This is a genomic window from Kribbella antibiotica, assembly GCF_004349055.1.
GTDB classification, from domain to species: domain Bacteria; phylum Actinomycetota; class Actinomycetes; order Propionibacteriales; family Kribbellaceae; genus Kribbella; species Kribbella antibiotica.
Genome location: NZ_SMKX01000123.1, coordinates 1 through 16,703, shown reverse-complemented (window position 1 = coordinate 16,703; position 16,703 = coordinate 1). Strand labels below are relative to the sequence as shown.

The 16,703-nt window shown below is 66.8% G+C and carries 17 protein-coding genes; 7 read left to right on the top strand and 10 right to left on the bottom strand.

Annotated elements, in window-relative coordinates:
- Window positions 1-15: 15 nt before the first annotated feature.
- Both E1263_RS31200 and E1263_RS31195 read left to right on the top strand, forming a co-directional pair.
- Entirely contained in the window at window positions 16-1,596 is a 1,581-nt protein-coding gene (locus E1263_RS31200) for a PucR family transcriptional regulator (RefSeq protein ID WP_132173893.1), read from the top strand.
- The gene (locus tag E1263_RS31195; RefSeq protein WP_132173891.1) at window positions 1,590-2,372 is read left to right on the top strand and encodes a MerR family transcriptional regulator; all 783 of its coding nucleotides are present in this window, start codon (window positions 1,590-1,592) and stop codon (window positions 2,370-2,372) included. Before E1263_RS31200 ends, E1263_RS31195 begins: the two co-directional genes overlap by 7 nt.
- Here the strand turns inward: E1263_RS31195 and E1263_RS31190 are convergent.
- The 3 genes from E1263_RS31190 to E1263_RS31180 form a co-directional block, all read right to left on the bottom strand.
- Window positions 2,369-3,010 carry a nucleotidyltransferase domain-containing protein gene (locus E1263_RS31190; protein WP_132173889.1) on the bottom strand — a complete coding sequence of 214 codons (642 nt, stop codon included), beginning with the start codon at window positions 3,008-3,010 and terminating at the stop codon, window positions 2,369-2,371. The two genes, E1263_RS31195 and E1263_RS31190, sit on opposite strands and share 4 nt — an antisense overlap.
- A 77-nt stretch (window positions 3,011-3,087) precedes the next feature.
- Complete coding sequence (locus tag E1263_RS31185; protein ID WP_132173887.1) at window positions 3,088-4,044, bottom strand: electron transfer flavoprotein subunit alpha/FixB family protein; 957 nt, start codon at window positions 4,042-4,044, stop codon at window positions 3,088-3,090.
- Window positions 4,045-4,059: 15 nt separating this feature from the next.
- Window positions 4,060-4,833, bottom strand: a complete 774-nt coding sequence (locus E1263_RS31180) for an electron transfer flavoprotein subunit beta/FixA family protein (protein ID WP_132173885.1) — start codon at window positions 4,831-4,833, stop codon at window positions 4,060-4,062.
- 188 nt (window positions 4,834-5,021) lie between these two features.
- Here E1263_RS31180 and E1263_RS31175 point away from each other — a divergent pair, with 188 nt between their 5' ends.
- Window positions 5,022-5,756 carry a class I SAM-dependent methyltransferase gene (locus E1263_RS31175; protein ID WP_132173883.1) on the top strand — a complete coding sequence of 245 codons (735 nt, stop codon included), beginning with the start codon at window positions 5,022-5,024 and terminating at the stop codon, window positions 5,754-5,756.
- Here E1263_RS31175 and E1263_RS31170 read toward each other — a convergent pair.
- The 6 genes from E1263_RS31170 to E1263_RS31145 form a co-directional block, all read right to left on the bottom strand.
- Window positions 5,743-6,336 (bottom strand): hypothetical protein, encoded by a 594-nt coding sequence (locus E1263_RS31170; RefSeq protein ID WP_202869136.1) that lies wholly within the window; start codon window positions 6,334-6,336, stop codon window positions 5,743-5,745. The genes E1263_RS31175 and E1263_RS31170 overlap by 14 nt on opposite strands.
- 223 nt (window positions 6,337-6,559) lie before the next feature.
- Window positions 6,560-7,417 (bottom strand): acyltransferase, encoded by an 858-nt coding sequence (locus E1263_RS31165; protein WP_132173881.1) that lies wholly within the window; start codon window positions 7,415-7,417, stop codon window positions 6,560-6,562.
- 9 nt (window positions 7,418-7,426) lie between these two features.
- Window positions 7,427-8,374 (bottom strand): class I SAM-dependent methyltransferase, encoded by a 948-nt coding sequence (locus tag E1263_RS31160; RefSeq protein WP_132173879.1) that lies wholly within the window; start codon window positions 8,372-8,374, stop codon window positions 7,427-7,429.
- Window positions 8,375-8,390: 16 nt separating this feature from the next.
- A complete protein-coding gene (locus E1263_RS31155) occupies window positions 8,391-9,170 on the bottom strand; it encodes an enoyl-CoA hydratase/isomerase family protein (protein WP_132173877.1) in 780 nt (259 codons plus the stop codon).
- Between the two features lie 50 nt (window positions 9,171-9,220).
- Complete coding sequence (locus E1263_RS31150) at window positions 9,221-10,258, bottom strand: Gfo/Idh/MocA family protein (protein WP_132173875.1); 1,038 nt, start codon at window positions 10,256-10,258, stop codon at window positions 9,221-9,223.
- On the bottom strand, window positions 10,255-11,277 hold the full coding sequence (locus E1263_RS31145) for a Gfo/Idh/MocA family protein (protein ID WP_132173873.1): 1,023 nt from the start codon (window positions 11,275-11,277) through the stop codon (window positions 10,255-10,257). The genes E1263_RS31150 and E1263_RS31145 overlap by 4 nt, the downstream gene beginning before the upstream one ends.
- A 201-nt stretch (window positions 11,278-11,478) precedes the next feature.
- On the opposite strand from E1263_RS31145, the gene glgX reads away from it, so the two are divergent.
- Both glgX and E1263_RS31135 read left to right on the top strand, forming a co-directional pair.
- A complete protein-coding gene (glgX, locus tag E1263_RS31140) occupies window positions 11,479-13,575 on the top strand; it encodes a glycogen debranching protein GlgX (protein WP_238161695.1) in 2,097 nt (698 codons plus the stop codon).
- Window positions 13,576-13,636: 61 nt separating this feature from the next.
- Window positions 13,637-14,410: an SGNH/GDSL hydrolase family protein gene (locus E1263_RS31135; protein ID WP_132173869.1), complete on the top strand. Its 774-nt coding sequence runs from the start codon at window positions 13,637-13,639 to the stop codon at window positions 14,408-14,410.
- On the opposite strand, the gene E1263_RS31130 is transcribed toward E1263_RS31135, so the two are convergent.
- Window positions 14,368-14,970: a PadR family transcriptional regulator gene (locus E1263_RS31130; protein ID WP_132173867.1), complete on the bottom strand. Its 603-nt coding sequence runs from the start codon at window positions 14,968-14,970 to the stop codon at window positions 14,368-14,370. The two genes, E1263_RS31135 and E1263_RS31130, sit on opposite strands and share 43 nt — an antisense overlap.
- Window positions 14,971-15,049: 79 nt before the next feature.
- On the opposite strand from E1263_RS31130, the gene E1263_RS31125 reads away from it, so the two are divergent.
- A complete protein-coding gene (locus tag E1263_RS31125; RefSeq protein WP_420323399.1) occupies window positions 15,050-15,874 on the top strand; it encodes a MerR family transcriptional regulator in 825 nt (274 codons plus the stop codon).
- Window positions 15,874-16,703: transglutaminase-like domain-containing protein (locus tag E1263_RS31120; RefSeq protein WP_132173863.1), on the top strand; the 830-nt coding region annotated here is incomplete at its 3' end. The genes E1263_RS31125 and E1263_RS31120, both read left to right, overlap by 1 nt.

The following is a 16,703-nucleotide window of genomic DNA, read 5'->3' as shown; positions in this document are numbered from 1 at the left end:
ATGCACAATGGCTAGGTGACGCAGCGACCCCGAGCCAGCCTCGGCCGTGTACTGGACGACCTCGGCGCGACCCTGCTTGAGCTCGTGGCGGGCGACCCGGACCAACCCATCGGCGGCGTGGTCATCCACGACCCACTCGACGACCCGCTACTCCCCCAGCACGCCCTGGTCCTCGGGGTCGGCCTCCGCGACCCCGACGAGATCACGCGCGTGCTGCGGGATCTCGGCAGGCAACAGGCGACCGGGCTGGTCCTGCGGAGCCCGGTCCCGCGTGGCGGCCAGATCACAGCCGTGGCTGCCGCGACCGGGGTTGCGGTGCTTGGGTTGACGCAGGGAGCCACCTGGGATCAGTTGGGCATTCTGCTGCGCTCAGTGCTCGATGTGGGGGTTGCGGAGTCCGAGACGCTTGCTGGGATGCCGTCTGGTGACCTGTTTGCGCTAGCGAATGCGACCGCCGCTCTACTGGATGCACCCGTCACGATCGAGGACCGCAGTTCGAGGGTGCTGGCGTTCTCGGGGAGGCAGGACGAGGCGGACACAGCTCGCGTTGAGACAGTCCTGGGGAGACAGGTCCCCGACCGCTACTCACGGCTGCTCTCCGAGCGCGGTGTCTTCAGGGAGCTCTACCGGACCGACCAGCCGGTCTACGTCGCCCCCATGCCAGCTACCGAACCCGAGGTGGCACTCCCCCGCGTCGCCGTCGCGGTGCGCGCCGGCGACGAGATCCTGGGATCCATCTGGGTCGCTGTGCATGAGCCGTTGAGCGAGGAGCGATCAGAAGCGCTCCGGGACGCAGCGAAGGTCGTTGCCCTACACATGCTGCGCATTCGCGCCGATGCGGACGTCGAACGCCGACTCCGCGCCGACCTCGTCCGTACGGCGCTCGACGGCACTCGTGACGCACTCGACCGGCTCGGACTGGCCGACCAGACACTCGTCGTCCTAGGACTCGCCGTACCAGCGGCGACCGAGCGGCAGCGACTGGCGGATGCCTTCGCAATGCACCTCGGGGCGGTCCAGCCGCGCGCGGTAGCGGCGTTGGTCGGTGACGTGACGTACGGGCTGGTCCCAGTAGTCAGCGAGGAGCGCGCCGCCCAGATCGCCCAGGACTTCCTAGACCGAGTGGGCGACCGCTCCGGCGCGACCATCGGAGTCGCCACGGCTGTGCGCTTGCCGCAAGCACGGGCGAGTGCGGACCGCGCACTGCGAGTACTGCGAACTGGTCGGCGGACACAGCGCGTGGCGCGGCTGGCCGACGTACAGGTTGAGGCGCTGTTGCTGGAACTGCGAGACCTGGTGGAGGCGCGGGGTGAGCAGCCCACCGGGCCGATCGCGCGACTGGTGGCCTACGACCGGGACCATAGCTCCACACTGGTCGAAACACTGCGGGCGTGGCTGGATGCGTTCGGAGACGTGACCGCTGCGGCGGCTGCGGTCTATGTGCACCCCAACACCTTCCGCTACCGGCTCAGGCGGCTCGCGGAGATCGGAAGCCTCGACCTGAGCGATCCGGAAGCCCGGTTCGCCGCCATGCTCCAGCTACGGGTACTTGCAGCTGACACCGTGTCAGGCGGTTCGCTGGACGAACCATGTTGAGTATCGGAGACCTCGCCCGGCACACCCGCATCTCGGTGCGGATGCTGCGGCACTACGACGCACTAGGGCTGGTTGTGCCCGAGCGCGTCGACCCGCACACCGGACACCGGTTCTACGCCTTGTCACAGATCTGGCGTGTCGACAGCCTGATCGCGCTGAAGGAGCTGGGGTTCACGCTGGAGGAATGCGGTGCGCTCCTCGACGAGCAGCTACCCGTCGAGCAACTACACGGCATGCTGCGCCTCCGGCGTTCCCAGCTCGAGCAGCGGATGACAGCAGACGCAGACCGGCTGACGGAGGTCGAGCGGCGGCTCCGATCGATCGAAAGAGGCCTGACCATGACCAACCGCACTCTCAAGCTCGGACCGCTCCCAGCCATCCGTCTGCTTCACCTCCGCGCGGAGGTGAACGACGAGTCCGAGATCGGCGGCGCTGTCTCCAAGCTCACCCAACAGCTCGACGCAATGGACCTGCCCGGACAACGGATCCACACGTACGACGGGCGGACGGACAAGATCGAGGTGTCGGTCGGGGTCGCTGCAGAGGAGCCACGACACGGTCTGGAGCTGACGGAGCTACCAGCCGAGCCCCAGGGCGCCTCAGTCACCTACCGAGGGCCACTGGAAGGCGTTGCAGACACCTGGCGAACCCTGGACGTCGCACTCGACGAGCAGGGCCTCGAGTCGTACGGCGTCTATCGCGACCTCCGCGTGGACACCCAGGACCCACAGCAGGTGGTTGTCGAGCTCCAGGTGCCGGTTCGGCCCACCAGCTAGCGCAGCCGCGCCGGCCAGGGATGGCCGGGGTGGAGGTGGTCGATCATGTCGGCCAGCCAGACCCGCTGCTCGGCAGAGAGCAGCGGGAGGGCGGCAGCGAAGTCCAGCTCGTCCTTCGGCCTGGCCAGCTTGGCCTTGTAGGCAAGGGCCATCTCAGGATTGAGGTAGCGGATGCCATCCGCCGCCTGCCAGGTGATGTCTTCGAGCGCGTAGTCGAGCGCCGGGTCGCGGCGGAACACCCAGCGTCCGTCGCGATCCGGGTTCACCACCACGTCGAACTCCCACGGCGCCAGCGCATGCCGGCGCAACCAGATCTGGTCGGCCTGCTCCGGCTGCTCGGGCCGGTTGTCGGTAAGCGGCTGCAGCCGCCCACCGTCGTTCGACCACAAGTCGTACGTCTCCCGCAGGTACAGCCGCAGTTGCTCGATGTCGCGTCGCCACAGCGACACGTCGACATCCTCGTGCTCACGACGCACCCCGGTGAACGCGTCGAGCGCCCATCCGCCGGCGATCCACCACTCACCGCCGTACCCGCGAAGCACCGCCATCGCATCGGCCGGCGTCGACTGCTTCCACGGCCCGTACAGCCGCTGAAACGCCAGCTCCTCGGGGTCAAGTCCTTCGGGGTATCCGGTCACCGGCCGATCCTCACACACAACGAAGCGCCCGGCTCAGCAATAAAGCCAGGCCGGGCGCTCACCGCACTACAGCGAATTCAGGACTTGCGCTTGGTGACCTCTTCGGTCGCAGCCGGGAGGACCTTGTGCAGGTCACCGACGACACCGAAGTCGACCAGCTCGAAGATCGGGGCCTCGTTGTCCTTGTTGATGGCAACGATCGTCTTCGAGGTCTGCATACCGGCCCGGTGCTGGATCGCGCCGGAGATGCCGGCGGCGACGTACAGCTGCGGGGACACGGTCTTACCGGTCTGACCGACCTGGTAAGCGTGCGGGTACCAGCCCGAGTCCACTGCCGCACGCGAGGCGCCAACAGCAGCACCCAGCGAGTCGGCGAAGGCCTCGACCGGAGCGAAGTCACCGCCGGTACCGCGACCACCGGAGACGATGATCGCAGCCTCGGTCAGCTCCGGGCGGCCAGTGGCTGCCCGCGGCTTCGAGTCGGTAATGCGCGCCGTCTTGGCAGCATCCGAGATCGTGACGTCGAACTCCTCGACCTCCGGGGAGGTCTCCGCGGCCTCGGGGGTCGCGGCGTTCGGCTTCACGGTGATGATCGCGATGCCCTTGGTGATCTTCGACTTGACGGTGAAGTTGCCCGCGAACACGGATTGAGTCGTCACCGGACTGCTGCCATCGGCCTGAACGTCAACAGCGTCGGTGATCAGACCGGACTCGAGCTTGACCGCGAGCCGGGCCGCGATCTCCTTGCCCTCGGCGTTCGACGAGATCAGGATCGCCGACGGCTCGATCTTGGCCGCGACCTGCTGCAGCGCCTCGGCCTTCGGGGCCACCAGGTACTGCGAGAGCTCCGGGTTGGTCAGCGCGATCACCTTGGTGGCGCCGTACTGACCCAGGGCCGGAAGCGCGTCCTGCACGCCGTCGCCGATGAAGACCGCGACGGGCTCGCCGAGGCGGCGGGCGATGGTCAGGAGCTCAGCGGTCGTCTTGCGCACGACGCCCGCGGTGTGGTCAACGAGAACCAGAACGTTCGACATAAGACTGCTCGCCCCTCAGAGGAACTTGTTGGTGGACAGGAACTCGACAAGCTGACCCGCGCCGGAGCCATCCTCATCGGTCACGATCGTGCCCGCGGTCCGCGCCGGACGGGCGGTCACTTCGACCACCTCGGTCCAGGAACTGACCTGCTCCGGGGTGATCTCCAGGTCGGCCAGCGACCAGGTCTGGACCGGCTTCTTCTTCGCGGCCATGATGCCCTTGAACGACGGGTACCGCGGCTCGTTGGCCTGGTCGGAGACCGACAGCACCAGCGGCAGCGTGCCCTCGACGGTGTCGCTCGCGGTGTCACCGTCGCGACGGATCTTCACCGAGGTGCCGTCGACGGTGACCTCGGAGCCCAGCGTGACGGCCGGCAGGCCGAGGCGCTCCGACACCATCGCCGGTACGACGCCCATGCCGCCGTCGGTCGAGGCCATCCCGAAGATGACCAGGTCGGCCTCGAGCTTGGCCAGCGCCTTCGACAGCACCAGCGAGGTGGCGACGGCGTCGGACCCGTGGATGGCGTCATCGAGAACGTGGACACCGGCGTCGGCGCCCATCTGGAGACCCTTCTTCACCGCGTCCGCAGCCTGCTCGGGGCCGACGGTAAGGATGGTCACCTCAGCGTCACCGGCTTCCTTCACAGTGAGCGCGGTCTCGACGGCATATTCGTCCAGCTCGGACAGCAACCCGTCGACACCGGCACGGTCCACCGTGTTGTCTTCCGAGCGGAAGCGGCGGTCCGCCGTGGCATCCGGCACGAACTTCGCGCAGACGACGATCTTCATAGCGTGTTGGACCCCTTCTGGTTTTCGGTCACTCTCAGCCTGCCACGGATGTTACTCGCGAGAAACATAAGCCACGTGCGAGACCCATCACACCGCCGGCGCCCCGCCAGGCTATCCCCTCGATTGACGGCCGGTCAGCGGGCGTGACCGAGGCGTCCACCACACCCAGGTATGCCTAAGCTGACCCGGTGACCGAGACATTGGCCCTCACTGGCGAACGAACGGCCCCCGGCATCTGGCACGAGAATTACTGGTTCGCGCGCCATGAGGCGGCGTACCGGTGGATTGTGGCGGAGCTGCTGCCCGTGGCCGGGCGGGCGCTTGAGGCCGGATGCGGTGAGGGGTATGGCGCGGAGCTGCTGCGGACTGCTGGTTCGGAGCCGGTGTTCGGGCTGGACTACGAGGACCTGACACTGCAGCACATACGGCGGGTGTATCCGCAGGTGCAGGTGGTTCGGGGCAACCTCGTCCAGACCCCGTACGCCGATGCCAGCTTCGGACTGCTCACGTCGTTGCAGACGATCGAGCACCTGTGGGAGCAGCCGCGGTTCATCGCCGAGTGCGCGCGGATTCTCGCGCCCGGCGGGACGACCGTATTGAGCACGCCGAACCGGCTGACTTTTCCGAGTGGGAACTGGTACCACACGCGTGAGCTGACGATGGCCGAGTTCATCGAACTGGTCGAGCCGTCATTCGACATCACGCACACGCTCGGGCTACATCACGGCAAGCGATTGCTGGCTTGGGAGGAGTCGAACGGCTCATGCGTCGACGCGCAACTGGCCGCACCACACGACGAGTGGCCGGCGGATCTGCGCGAGCTGGTGACAAGCACGACGTACAGAGATTTTGAGATCAGGCCGAGCAACCTCGATGAGTCGCTCGACCTGATTCTTGTGGCGGTAAAACCTACGGGCGAATGAAGCGCTCGAGGATCTTGCCCGCGATCAGGTAGACCAGCGCCGCGATCCCCCAGTTCACCAGCAGGGTGTTCTTCGCGGTCTCGAGCCGGAACAGGTCCTTGAACGGGCCCACCAGGTCGTGGCCGCGCTCCAGCACCCAGCGCACGATCTCGTTGCTCTGGTTGGTCTGGTCGAGCGCCGTGAACAGCGCGCCCAGCGCCAGCAATGCAGCGGCCAGTACGGCGATCAGCCAGACCACCGAGGCGAGCAGATTCCGCGCCTGCCGCACACCCGTCCCGACCGAGCTCAAGGCCTGCTTGCCGCCTGCAGCGCCCTTGGCCGGCGTCGCACTGGTCTTGGTTGCTGCTGACGAAGCTGCCGTCGTCACCCGACTGACCGGTTTGGTCACCGTGGTGTCGTCGGGACCAGAGGGGGCCGACGCAGCAGCCGCTTCGCGCGCCTTCTGCTCGGCGACGATCTCAGCGGCGGTCCGCGGCTTGGCCGTCTTGGTCGCCGTTGCCGCACTTGCCACTGGAGTGTCCTCGGGTGCTTTCTCGGCCTCGGTCGTCTTCGCTTTGTCGTCCTTGCCCACGTCACCCATCTCCTCAGCCGGGTTCAGTTCCTCACCTGCGCCTGGAACCGGTGCTGCCGTCTTCCTCCGACGGCTGACCGGGACCGGCCGTGGCGACAACCTGCGCCGCGCCCCGGCGATCGGTGCCGGTGCCACGTCATCGGCTACAGGTATCCCACCTGCCACCGTTTCAAGCGCTGGTTCCACCGTAGCGCCCGGGAGCTCAACCGCGGAGCCGTCGATTCTGGCGTGCTCAGCCACGCTGGGTCTCCTCTCCGACGGCCAACCGGTCGTGCGGGACATAGTGCCCGACTGGTGAGTAACTTGAGAACCCCTCGACACGTTCTTTGTCGCCGCCGGCAGTCGGTGTCACGGTGACCTGAGGTGTCGCGAGCTTGCTGTCTTCTGGTGGAACCGGCAAGGCTTCCGGTGGAACGGACGAACGCAACTGGGCGGCAGTCGCTGCATTCACCTCGGCAAGACCGGCCAAATAGGCACGGCGCGGAGCGTCGGCGGCATAGCGGGTAGCGCGGTCCGCGACCACGACTGCCGGAACCCCGGCGGCGATCGCGTACGCAGGAATGTTGCCACGGGCAACGCTGTTGGCGCCGATCACCACGCCGCGACCGAGGTCGGTTCCACGGGTAACGGTGACTTTGGTGGCCAGCCAGCAGTCCGGGCCGATCCGGACCGGCGACTTCACCAGGCCCTGATCCTTGATCGGCAGGCCGAGATCCTCGGTCTTGTGGTCGAAGTCGCAGATGTAGGTCCAGTCCGCGATCAACGTGGACGCACCGATCTCGATGTCGAGGTAGCAGTTCACCGTGACGTCGCGGGCGAAGACGACCTTGTCGCCGATCCGCAGCGTGCCCTCGTGCGCGCGCAGCCGCGTCTCGTCGCCGAGATGCACCCACTTGCCGAGGACGATCCGGCCGTGCCCGCGGCGGGCCACGATCTCCAGGTTCTTGCCCAGGAAGACGAAACCCTCGGTGATCACCTGCGGGTGCCGCAGCTTGAACACGGCGAAGCGCCAGTACCGCTTGAGGTAGTACGGCGTCCACGCCCGGTGGCGCACCACCCAGCGCAGATTCGCCACGGACAGCAACTGCATTTACTTACCTTACTGCGCTACTCCGGTGATGGAGACGTTGTAGTAAAGCTCGTCGGGAACAACGTTCGACAGCACCTTGTCCACCTTGGACAGCTGCAGCCACGACTTGTACGCGAACATCCGCCAGCCGAACCCGAGCTTCTGATCCGGTACGGCGGCCTCGAACGTCCGGATCGGCCAACCCAGCCACGCGGCTGTCAGCTCCTCGGTCACCGTCTTCACGTCCGTCGCCCCAGCACGCGTGGCCGTCCGGGCCAGCGTGTCGGGATCGAACGTGTGCAGGTCCACAACTGCTTCGAGCGCGGCCGCGCGGGAGGACTCGTCGAGCTCGGCCTGCGGGCGTCGCCAATCCGACAACGCGGGCAGCTTGGTGACGTTGGTGGTCGCCCACCAGGTCAGGCGGGACAGGCGGCGCGCGATGAAGTCGCCGTACCGGGTGGGTTCGCCGCAGATGACGAAACGGCCGCCGGGCTTGAGAACACGGAGCATCTCGCGGAACGCCAGCTCCACATCAGGGATGTGGTGGATGACGGCATGCCCGATGACGAGGTCGAACGAATCGTCGTCGTACGGGAGTTTCTCGGCGTCGGCGACCCGGCCCTCGACCGCGAAGCCGAGGGTCTTCGCGTTCTTCTTGGCGGCCTCGACCATGCCCGGGGACAGGTCGGTGACATGCGCTTCGTCCATCACGCCGGCCAGCTTGAGGTTCAGCGTGAAGAAGCCGGTGCCGGCGCCGATCTCGAGCGACTTGCCGTACGGCCAGCCCTGGTCACCGGCGATGTCGGTGAACCGGTCGCGCGCGTAGGCGACACAGCGTTCGTCGTACGAGATCGACCACTTCTCGTCGTACGTCGAGGCTTCCCAGTCGTGGTAGAGCACCTGGGCCAGCTTGTTGTCGTTCCAGGCCGCCTCGACCTGTTCGGCAGTGGCAGCGGGCTTTTCGGCTGAGGTGGTCAATTCACTGTCCCTTACTCTATCGGCCTGTGAAGGCGGCCTTGCCGGGGCCACTTTCGACGAAAGACTTCATTCCGATCGTGCGGTCTTCGGTGGCGAAGAGGGCGGCGAACTGCTGCCGCTCGATCTCCAGGCCGGTGTTGAGATCGACGCCCAGTCCGGCATCGATCGACTCTTTGGCAGCTCGGAGCGCAAGCGCAGCACCCTTGGCGAACTGCCCGGCCCAGGCAACCGCGGCGTCGTACACCTCGGCGGCTGGGACAACCTTGTCCACCAGGCCGATCTGCAGCGCCTCGTCGGCAGCCACGAAACGGCCGGTGTAGATCAGGTCCTTGGCCTTCGACGGGCCGACCAGGCGGGCGAGTCGCTGGGTGCCGCCGGCGCCGGGGATGACGCCGAGCAGGATCTCGGGCTGGCCGAGCTTGGCGTCCTCGGCGGCGATCCGGTAGTCGGTGCACAGCGCGAGCTCACAGCCACCACCGAGTGCGTACCCGGTGATGGCTGCGACGGTCGGCTTAGGGATATTCGCTACGGCGGACAGGGCGGCCTGCAGCGGACCGGAGCGCTTGACCATGTCGGCGTACGACATGTCAGCCATCTCCTTGATGTCCGCGCCGGCGGCGAAGACGCGCTCGCCGCCGTACACGACCACTGCGCGGACGTCGTCGCTCGCCGCAGCCTCCTCGGCCGCAGCCCGGATCTCGTCCTGCACCTGGACGTTCAGGGCGTTCATCTTGGGTCGATCCAAGCGGATCGTTCCAACACCATCACTCACGGTCAGGTTGACGAACTCACCCATAACGTCGCCTCCTTGTCACCTACCCACGGGTCACATCACCGGGAACCGTACTACAGGTCCACGGGCTGACCGGAAACCGCTGAACGACGAGCAGCGTCGACGATCTGCAGTGTGCGCAGGCCGACAGCGCCGTCCGGCTGCGGTACGACGGCTGGCTCCTTGCCGGGGACCGGCGCACCGGACGCGCGGACCGCATTGAGGAAGGTCGCCAGCAACGACTCGTCCAAGTTGCCACCGAAAGCCAGGAAGACCTCACCCTCGGGATCCGTCCCGCCGACATGCGGCAGGAAGGGCTCGATCTCCACTGAGCCGTTGGTCCCGGTCACGCGCAGCGAGACACCACCCCAGGTCGGACCGTTGTCCGGAACGCTCCACGAGCAGTCGATCGTTGCCAGCAGCCCGTTGTCGTAGGTGATGGTGACCAGTCCGCCGGTTTCGACCTGCACATCCTTGTCCTGATGCAGCACGTGGTTAGCGGCCGCGTAGACACGCGCAGCCGAAGCGCCGCCGGTCAGTCCGTCGATCAGGTCGGCGCAGTGCACGGTGTGGTCGACCAGCGCGCCACCACCGGCCAGGGCGGCATCCGTGAACCACTGACGAGCGGCGTACGGGATCTTGCCGTTGTTGGTGCCCACTACGGCGTAGATGTCGCCGAGACGACCTGCTTCGACCAGTGCACGCAGCCGCAGGTACGACGGCGCGAAGCGAACCGGGTACGCGATCATCAGGATCGAACCGGCTGCAGCGCAGGCATCCAGCATGGCTTGGCCATCCGCGACCTCAGTGGCCAGCGGCTTCTCACACAGCACATGTGCGCCGACTGCTGCGGCCCGCTCGACCAGTGCGCGGTGGCCGGCGTTTTCCGACGTCACCACGACAGCGTCCGGGCCCCAGGCGAACAGCTCGTCGTACGAGTCCACGTAGGGGATGCCGAACTTCTTGGCGAGCTCCGCACCCCGCGGACCCGCGTCCGGCGCCGCCGCACCGTCCGGGTCAGCAGAGAGCACCTCAACGTCAGGCATCTGCGCCAACAGGTAGGCGTACGACGCAGCGTGGGTGTGAGCAAACGAAGCGATCGCAACCTTCATGCCACAGCTCCTGAAGAGGTGAAGGACTTCATGTCGATGGTCTTGCCGGACTCCATGGATGCACGAGCCGCCTCAGCGAGATAGACCGCCGCTGCACCGTCGGCACCGGCAACGCGCGGCTCCGGACCACCGCGCAAGGCGATCGCGATCTCCCGAAGCTGTGTCAGGTAAGGGCTCTCCCCACGCGCGGCCGCCGGGATCAGTACGTCGCCGCCCACCGCGTCGTCCCGCAGTTCGTCGACGAACCCGGTGTCGGTCCCCGCCGCATACTTCAGTACACCGGACGCACCGGCAACGTGGAATCCGGTCCGGAACGGGGCTCCGGGGACACCCCAGGTCGCGCGGCAGAAGGAGATCGCACCGGACTCGTGGGTCAGCGTCACGTGCGCAGCAACGCACACCGGGCTGATGCCATCCACGTTCGGCGGGCTCTGGACCGCGTACACGGTGGTGACCGGGCCACACATCCACTGCGCCTGGTCGAGGTCGTGAACCATCAGGTCCATGATTACGCCGCCGGAGTGCCTCACGTCTCGGTACCACTCCACACCGGCCGGCGAGGAGCCCTGGCGGTAGAAGCGCGCTACTGCGACCGGACCGATCCGGCCGGCCTGCACTGCGTCGTACGCGGCCTTGTACTCGGGGAAGAAGCGCACCACATGCGCCGGGTACACCTTCACGCCCGCCGCCGCGGCCGCAGTCATCACCTCGTGCGAGTCAGCCGCGGTGAGCGTCAGAGGCTTCTCACAGATCACGCCCTTGCCCACTGCGATCGCTGCGAGCGCCAGGTCCTTGTGCGTCGGCGATGGGGTGACGACGTCGACGAACTCGACCTCTGCGAGCAGTCCGTCGAGTGTGGGCGCCACCTCCAGCCCGTACTGCTCGGCCAGCGACTCCGCGCCCTCCGCCGAGTGGACGAGGACCCGTGCGCCGAGTGCTTTCCACGCCGCGACGTGGACGTGAGAAATGTTGCCCGCACCGATCAGACCGACAGTCAGATCGGTCAGCTGTTCCGCCATGGAGACCCTCACTTGAGTCTGGAAGTATGTCGTAACTTAGGAACGATCCTTGCCTATCATTGCGCAGAGACGTTCACAACCACCGTCTCACGATCACAACCCGGGCAATTGGGGTCAAGGCACCCCGCCCTTCGACGGGTTTGCAGGTTCGGGGTGGAGGGGCGGGGAAGGTATCAAGGCAGACTTGTGCACAATGTGCCGGTGACTGACACGACCGCGACTCCGATCACTGCCGGTCCAGCCGGCGACCTGGAGCCGCGGCTGGGGGCAGTGGTCCAGACCGATGGAACGACGTTCACGCTCTGGGCTCCGGCCGCCGAGCGGGTCGAGCTCGCCCTGATCGCCGAGGACGGCAGCCAGCGCAATCTCGACCTGGCGCACACCGGTGAGTTCTGGACCGGGTTCGTGGCAGGTGTCGGTGCCGGCCAGCGGTACGGGTACCGCGTGCACGGTCCGTTCGACCCGTCGCACGGGCTGCGGTTCAACCCGTCCAAACTGCTACTCGACCCTTACGCGCGCGCTGTCGACGGCTCACTCGATTTCGCCAGCCCCCTGATCTATGACTCGTCGGACGGCGACTCGGCCGGACATGTGCCGGTCAGTGTCGTGGTCGGCGACTCTGAGCCGCCCCCGCCGATCTGCAAGCCGGTGCACTGGGGCGAGACGGTTGTGTACGAGCTGCACACCAAGGGCTTCACCAAACTGCACCCCGACGTACCGGAGCACCAGCGCGGCACGTACGCCGGTCTGGCGCACCCCTCGGCCATCGCGTATCTGCAGGAGCTTGGCGTCACCTCGGTGGAGCTACTGCCGATCCACCAGTTCCTGACCGAGCCTGCGATCGCTGCGCGCGGTCTGCCGAACTACTGGGGCTACAACACGCTCGGGTTCTTCGCACCGCATGCGGAGTACTCGTCGTCGGGCTCGCGTGGTGAGCAGGTGGCCGAGTTCAAGGCGATGGTGGCGGCATTCCATGCTGCGGGCATCGAAGTGATCCTGGACGTCGTCTACAACCACACCGCCGAGGGCGGCTTCGACGGGCCGACGCTGAGCTTCCGCGGCATCGACAACCGCGCGTACTACCGGCTGGGCGACGGCGGGACCATGTACGACGTCACTGGCACCGGGAACTCGGTCGACACCTCACACCCACAGGTCCGGCGGCTGATGATGGACTCGCTGCGGTACTGGGTAGAGGAGATGGGGATCGACGGGTTCCGCTTCGACCTCGCGGTCACGCTGATCCGCAACGAGCGTCACGAGGTCGACCTGGTCGATCACCCGTTCCTGTCCGAGGTCGCCGCCGATCCGGTGCTCGGCCGGGTCAAGCTGATCTCCGAACCGTGGGACGTCGGCAACTTCGGCTACCAGGTCGGCAACTTCGGTACGCCGTGGTCGGAGTGGAACGGCAAGTTCCGCGACAGCGTGCGCGACGTGTGGCGCGACGCCTCCGGCGGCGTGCAGGACCTGGCCTACCGGCTCTCCGGCTCCAGCGACCTGTACGGCGACGACGGCCGCTACCCGTATGCGTCGATCAACTTCGTGACGGCGCATGACGGTTTCACCCTGCGCGACCTGGTCAGCTACCACCACAAGCACAACGAGGACAACCACGAAGACAACCGCGACGGGACCGACGACAACCGGTCCTGGAACTGCGGTGTCGAGGGTGAGACCGACGATCCTTCGGTGGTTGCACTGCGGAAACGCCAGATGGCGAATCTGATGTCCACGTTGATCCTGTCCACCGGCGTACCGATGATCACCATGGGCGACGAGTGCGGGCGGACGCAGGGCGGCAACAACAACGCCTACTGCCAGGACAACGACATCTCCTGGTTCGACTGGACACTGCCAGGCCAGTGGGCCGACCAACTCGCGCTGACCAAGAAGCTGATCGCGCTGCGGTCGACCCACCCGACACTGCGGCAATGGCACTACTTCTCCGGACAACCCGTCGTACCGGGTGGCCGGAAGGACCTGTCCTGGATCGCGCCGCACGGCGGCGAGATGACCGAATCCGACTGGCACGACGGGAACCTGCGGACCATCGGCATGTTCCTGGCCGGGGATGCGCTTCGGGCGACTGACACAGCGGGCAATGCGCTGACGGACAGCTCGTTCCTGCTCGCCCTGAACGCCACATCCGAGGTGCGACCGGTCGTCGTACCGGATGCTTCATGGGCGCCGGCTTATGAGGTTGTGCTGGACACCAGCAACAGCATGGTGACCGAGGTCGAGGCCGGTGCGACCGTGCCGCTGCCCCCGCTGTGCTTGGTGCTGCTCCGCGCTCTCTGAGCTTGTTCATCTTCGCCTTGTAAGTTCATTGGTCACCTGCTGTTCATGTTCGGGGGGACCAATGTTCTTACGGCAACGCACTACGCCCATCGGCGCACTGCATCGAGCCATCATGGGCTGGGGCCAGGCCGAGAGAACCAGCTCCCGCCTCGCTGTGCAGCGCTGGTTGGACGGTGTCGCGTACGTCGACGTACAGGCACGCAACTACGCCGACTACTGGACCCAGCAGAACCAGTCTGCTTTGGCTGCAGGCGGTCCGCTCTGGGTGGTTCTGGGCGACTCAACAGCGCAGGGGCTCGGTGCATCGTCCCCGCTACACGGCTATGTCGGTCAGGTGCTCAACGCACTTCGCCGTACGGGGACTCCGTGGCGAGTGCTCAACCTGTCCCGTTCCGGTGCGCAGACGCGGCATGTGCTCGACGACCAGCTCCCTCTGCTCGAGGGACTGCAACCTGCGCTCGTCACCTGCGGTATCGGCAGCAATGACATCCTTGCCACGCCACCGAAGCGCTTCCGCGACCACCTGAAGCAGGTGATCGGGCGGCTGCCCTCATCTTCTGTCGTGATGGATCTGACCGTCCCCGACCGGTTGTGGCGCGTCGGTGGAGCAGTCAGCCCCTATGTCTCCGGCATCAATCAGCACATCAGCACCACGGCCGCTGATCGCGGCCTCCCGGTGGCCGAGGTGTCCAGGTATGCACGGCCGCCCTGGCGCGGCATGCTCGCGCCGGACAACTTCCACCCGAACAACCTCGGCTACCGGCGGCATGCCGATGCCCTACTCATGGCGCTTCAGACCTCGGGCGTCTGCGGGCCGTCAGCCAGCAGCAGGTAGAGCGAGCGCCGGGCCTCCGCCAGGATCTTGGCGGCTGCGGCACGCTGCTCCTCTGAGCCACTGCGACCGACCTGCCGGGCAGCGATGTGCAGCTCCTCGAGCAGTCCGCGCAGGTCAGTGGCCGGCTCGGTCTGCTCGAACGCTGCGAACGGGTCGACCGACGTCTCGTATGCACGGCCTGCATCCGTCAGTGTGACGAGCTTGCGACCCGCCTCCGCAGTCACGGAGACCAGCCCCTCGTCTTCCAGTTGGTTGATGGTCGGGTAGATAGCACCGGGGCTGGGGGTCCAGCGCCCGCCGCTACGGTCGGCGATGGCCTGCATCAGCTGGTAGCCGTGCATCGGCTCCTCGCTGAGCAGCATCAGAACGGCCGTTCGGACATCACCGCGCGGGGCTCGGCCACGGCCTGGGCCGCGTCCGGGACCCCGGCCACCGCGTCCGCGGTGCATCGGCATGCCTTCGCCCATCCGCGGTCCACCGCGGTGGGGATGGTGGTGACCGCGTCGGCGGCCACGGGTTTCGTTGGGGGTGTTCATGTCTTCCTCCTCATATGGATTCATGACGCTAACGATATATCGTTACCGTCATGAAAACAAGAGGGCTTTACTCTGCCCCTGGGGCAGGGGGTTTGATGATCGGGTGTTGACGATCACTGAGTTCGGGCGGCGGGCAGGGCTTTCCCACAAGGCCCTGCGGCTGTACGACATGTCTGGGCTGCTCTCGCCCGCCCAGGTGGACCCCGCTACTCGCTACCGCCTGTACGACGAGGAGCAACTGGAGCGGGCCCGCCGGATCAGCGTGTTGCGGCAACTGGACATGCCGCTGGCGACGATCACCGCCGTCCTGGCCGGGTCGGACGAAGAGGCGTCGATCCTGCTGGAGCGGTGGTGGGCCGGCGAGCAGGCAACCGCGGCGGCGCGGGCCTCGACCGTCGAGTACCTGCGCGCCCAGCTTCGCCGTACCGACCGGCCCGGGTTCGCGCCACGACCGGTTCTGGAGCGCGAGGTGACAGACGTGAAGGTCGCCACCATTCGCACCAGGACGAACCAGCAGTTGCTGGTCGGCGTGATCGTCTCACTGACCAGCGAGATCAACGCCTACCTCCTCGACGCAGGCGCCACCCTGACCGGCGGCTCGTGGGTGATCTACCACGACACGATCACGCCGGAGACGGAAGGAACCATCGAGGTCTGCGTGCCGTTCGAGGGGATGGTCGATCCGGCCGGTGCCATCGCGATCCGGGTCGAGCCCGCGCACCGCGAGGCGTACTGCACGATCACGATGGCCGACTGCGCTTACCCGCACATCATGCGCGCCTACGAGGTCGTCTTCGACTGGGCCCGCGCCGCCGGCCTCCCCGACGCCGGCGCCCCCCGTGAGATCTACCGCACCGACTGCCACCTACTCCCCCGCGACGAACCTGCCGTCGACATCGCACTACCCATTCTCGCAAGGAGACCTTGATGGACTACGCGAAGCAGACCCCCTTCAGTGACCCGGGCCCGTACGGGCACTTGTTCGACGCCCTGCCCGACGACATCCCCGCCATCGGCGCCGTCATCCGCAACCTGCTCATCCACTACCGCGGCGGCGGCATCGAGTTCACCGGCGACCGCCTCGCCGAGATCGACAACCGCTGGGTGTCCGCCATCCTCGACGTCGACCAAACCCGCAACGGTACGGCGCTCGCTGTCCCCCGTGAACCTGTCGACCGGGTCGTCGGTTGCTGCCGCGACTACACGCTGCTGTTCGTCTCCGCCCTACGCCACAAGGGCATTCCAGCCCGCAGCCGGATCGGCTTCGCCGTCTACTTCGGCGAAGGCTTCAACTACGACCACGTCGTCGCGGAGTACTGGGACGGCGACCGCTGGGTCATGACCGACGCCCAACTCGACCCCACCGACGACCACCCCTTCAACACCCTCGACATGCCCGCCGGCCCCTTCGTCTCCGCCGCGGAGGTCTGGCGCGACGCCCGCGCCGGCCGCATCGACCCCGACCTGTACGGCGTCCAGCCCGGCCTGACGATTGCCGGCACCGACCCTGACCTGGCGCTCGGCGGCCTCTGGTTCATCCGCACCTACGTCCACTACCAACTCGCCCACCTGATGGGCGACGAGCTCCTCCTCTGGGAATCCTGGGGCAACCTAGGCCCCACGTTCTCCGAATCCGACGCCGCCCGGACCGACGAGCTCGCCGCACTTTTAATTGCCTCCGACAACGAAAACAGCGTCGAGGCCCTGGCCGGCCACTACCCCGCCCTCTCCCCCAAGGGCCAAACCCTCCTCACCTC

What these genes read in the sequence shown, in the direction of transcription:
- E1263_RS31195 (WP_132173891.1), top strand. Translation starts at nt 1,590, where the DNA reads ATGTTGAGTATCGGAGACCTCGCCCGGCACACCCGCATCTCGGTGCGG.
- E1263_RS31185 (WP_132173887.1), bottom strand. Translation starts at nt 4,044, where the DNA reads ATGTCGAACGTTCTGGTTCTCGTTGACCACACCGCGGGCGTCGTGCGC.
- E1263_RS31180 (WP_132173885.1), bottom strand. Translation starts at nt 4,833, where the DNA reads ATGAAGATCGTCGTCTGCGCGAAGTTCGTGCCGGATGCCACGGCGGAC.
- E1263_RS31170 (WP_202869136.1), bottom strand. Translation starts at nt 6,336, where the DNA reads ATGGGTGACGTGGGCAAGGACGACAAAGCGAAGACGACCGAGGCCGAG.
- E1263_RS31165 (WP_132173881.1), bottom strand. Translation starts at nt 7,417, where the DNA reads ATGCAGTTGCTGTCCGTGGCGAATCTGCGCTGGGTGGTGCGCCACCGG.
- E1263_RS31155 (WP_132173877.1), bottom strand. Translation starts at nt 9,170, where the DNA reads ATGGGTGAGTTCGTCAACCTGACCGTGAGTGATGGTGTTGGAACGATC.
- E1263_RS31150 (WP_132173875.1), bottom strand. Translation starts at nt 10,258, where the DNA reads ATGAAGGTTGCGATCGCTTCGTTTGCTCACACCCACGCTGCGTCGTAC.
- E1263_RS31145 (WP_132173873.1), bottom strand. Translation starts at nt 11,277, where the DNA reads ATGGCGGAACAGCTGACCGATCTGACTGTCGGTCTGATCGGTGCGGGC.
- E1263_RS31135 (WP_132173869.1), top strand. Translation starts at nt 13,637, where the DNA reads ATGTTCTTACGGCAACGCACTACGCCCATCGGCGCACTGCATCGAGCC.
- E1263_RS31130 (WP_132173867.1), bottom strand. Translation starts at nt 14,970, where the DNA reads ATGAATCCATATGAGGAGGAAGACATGAACACCCCCAACGAAACCCGT.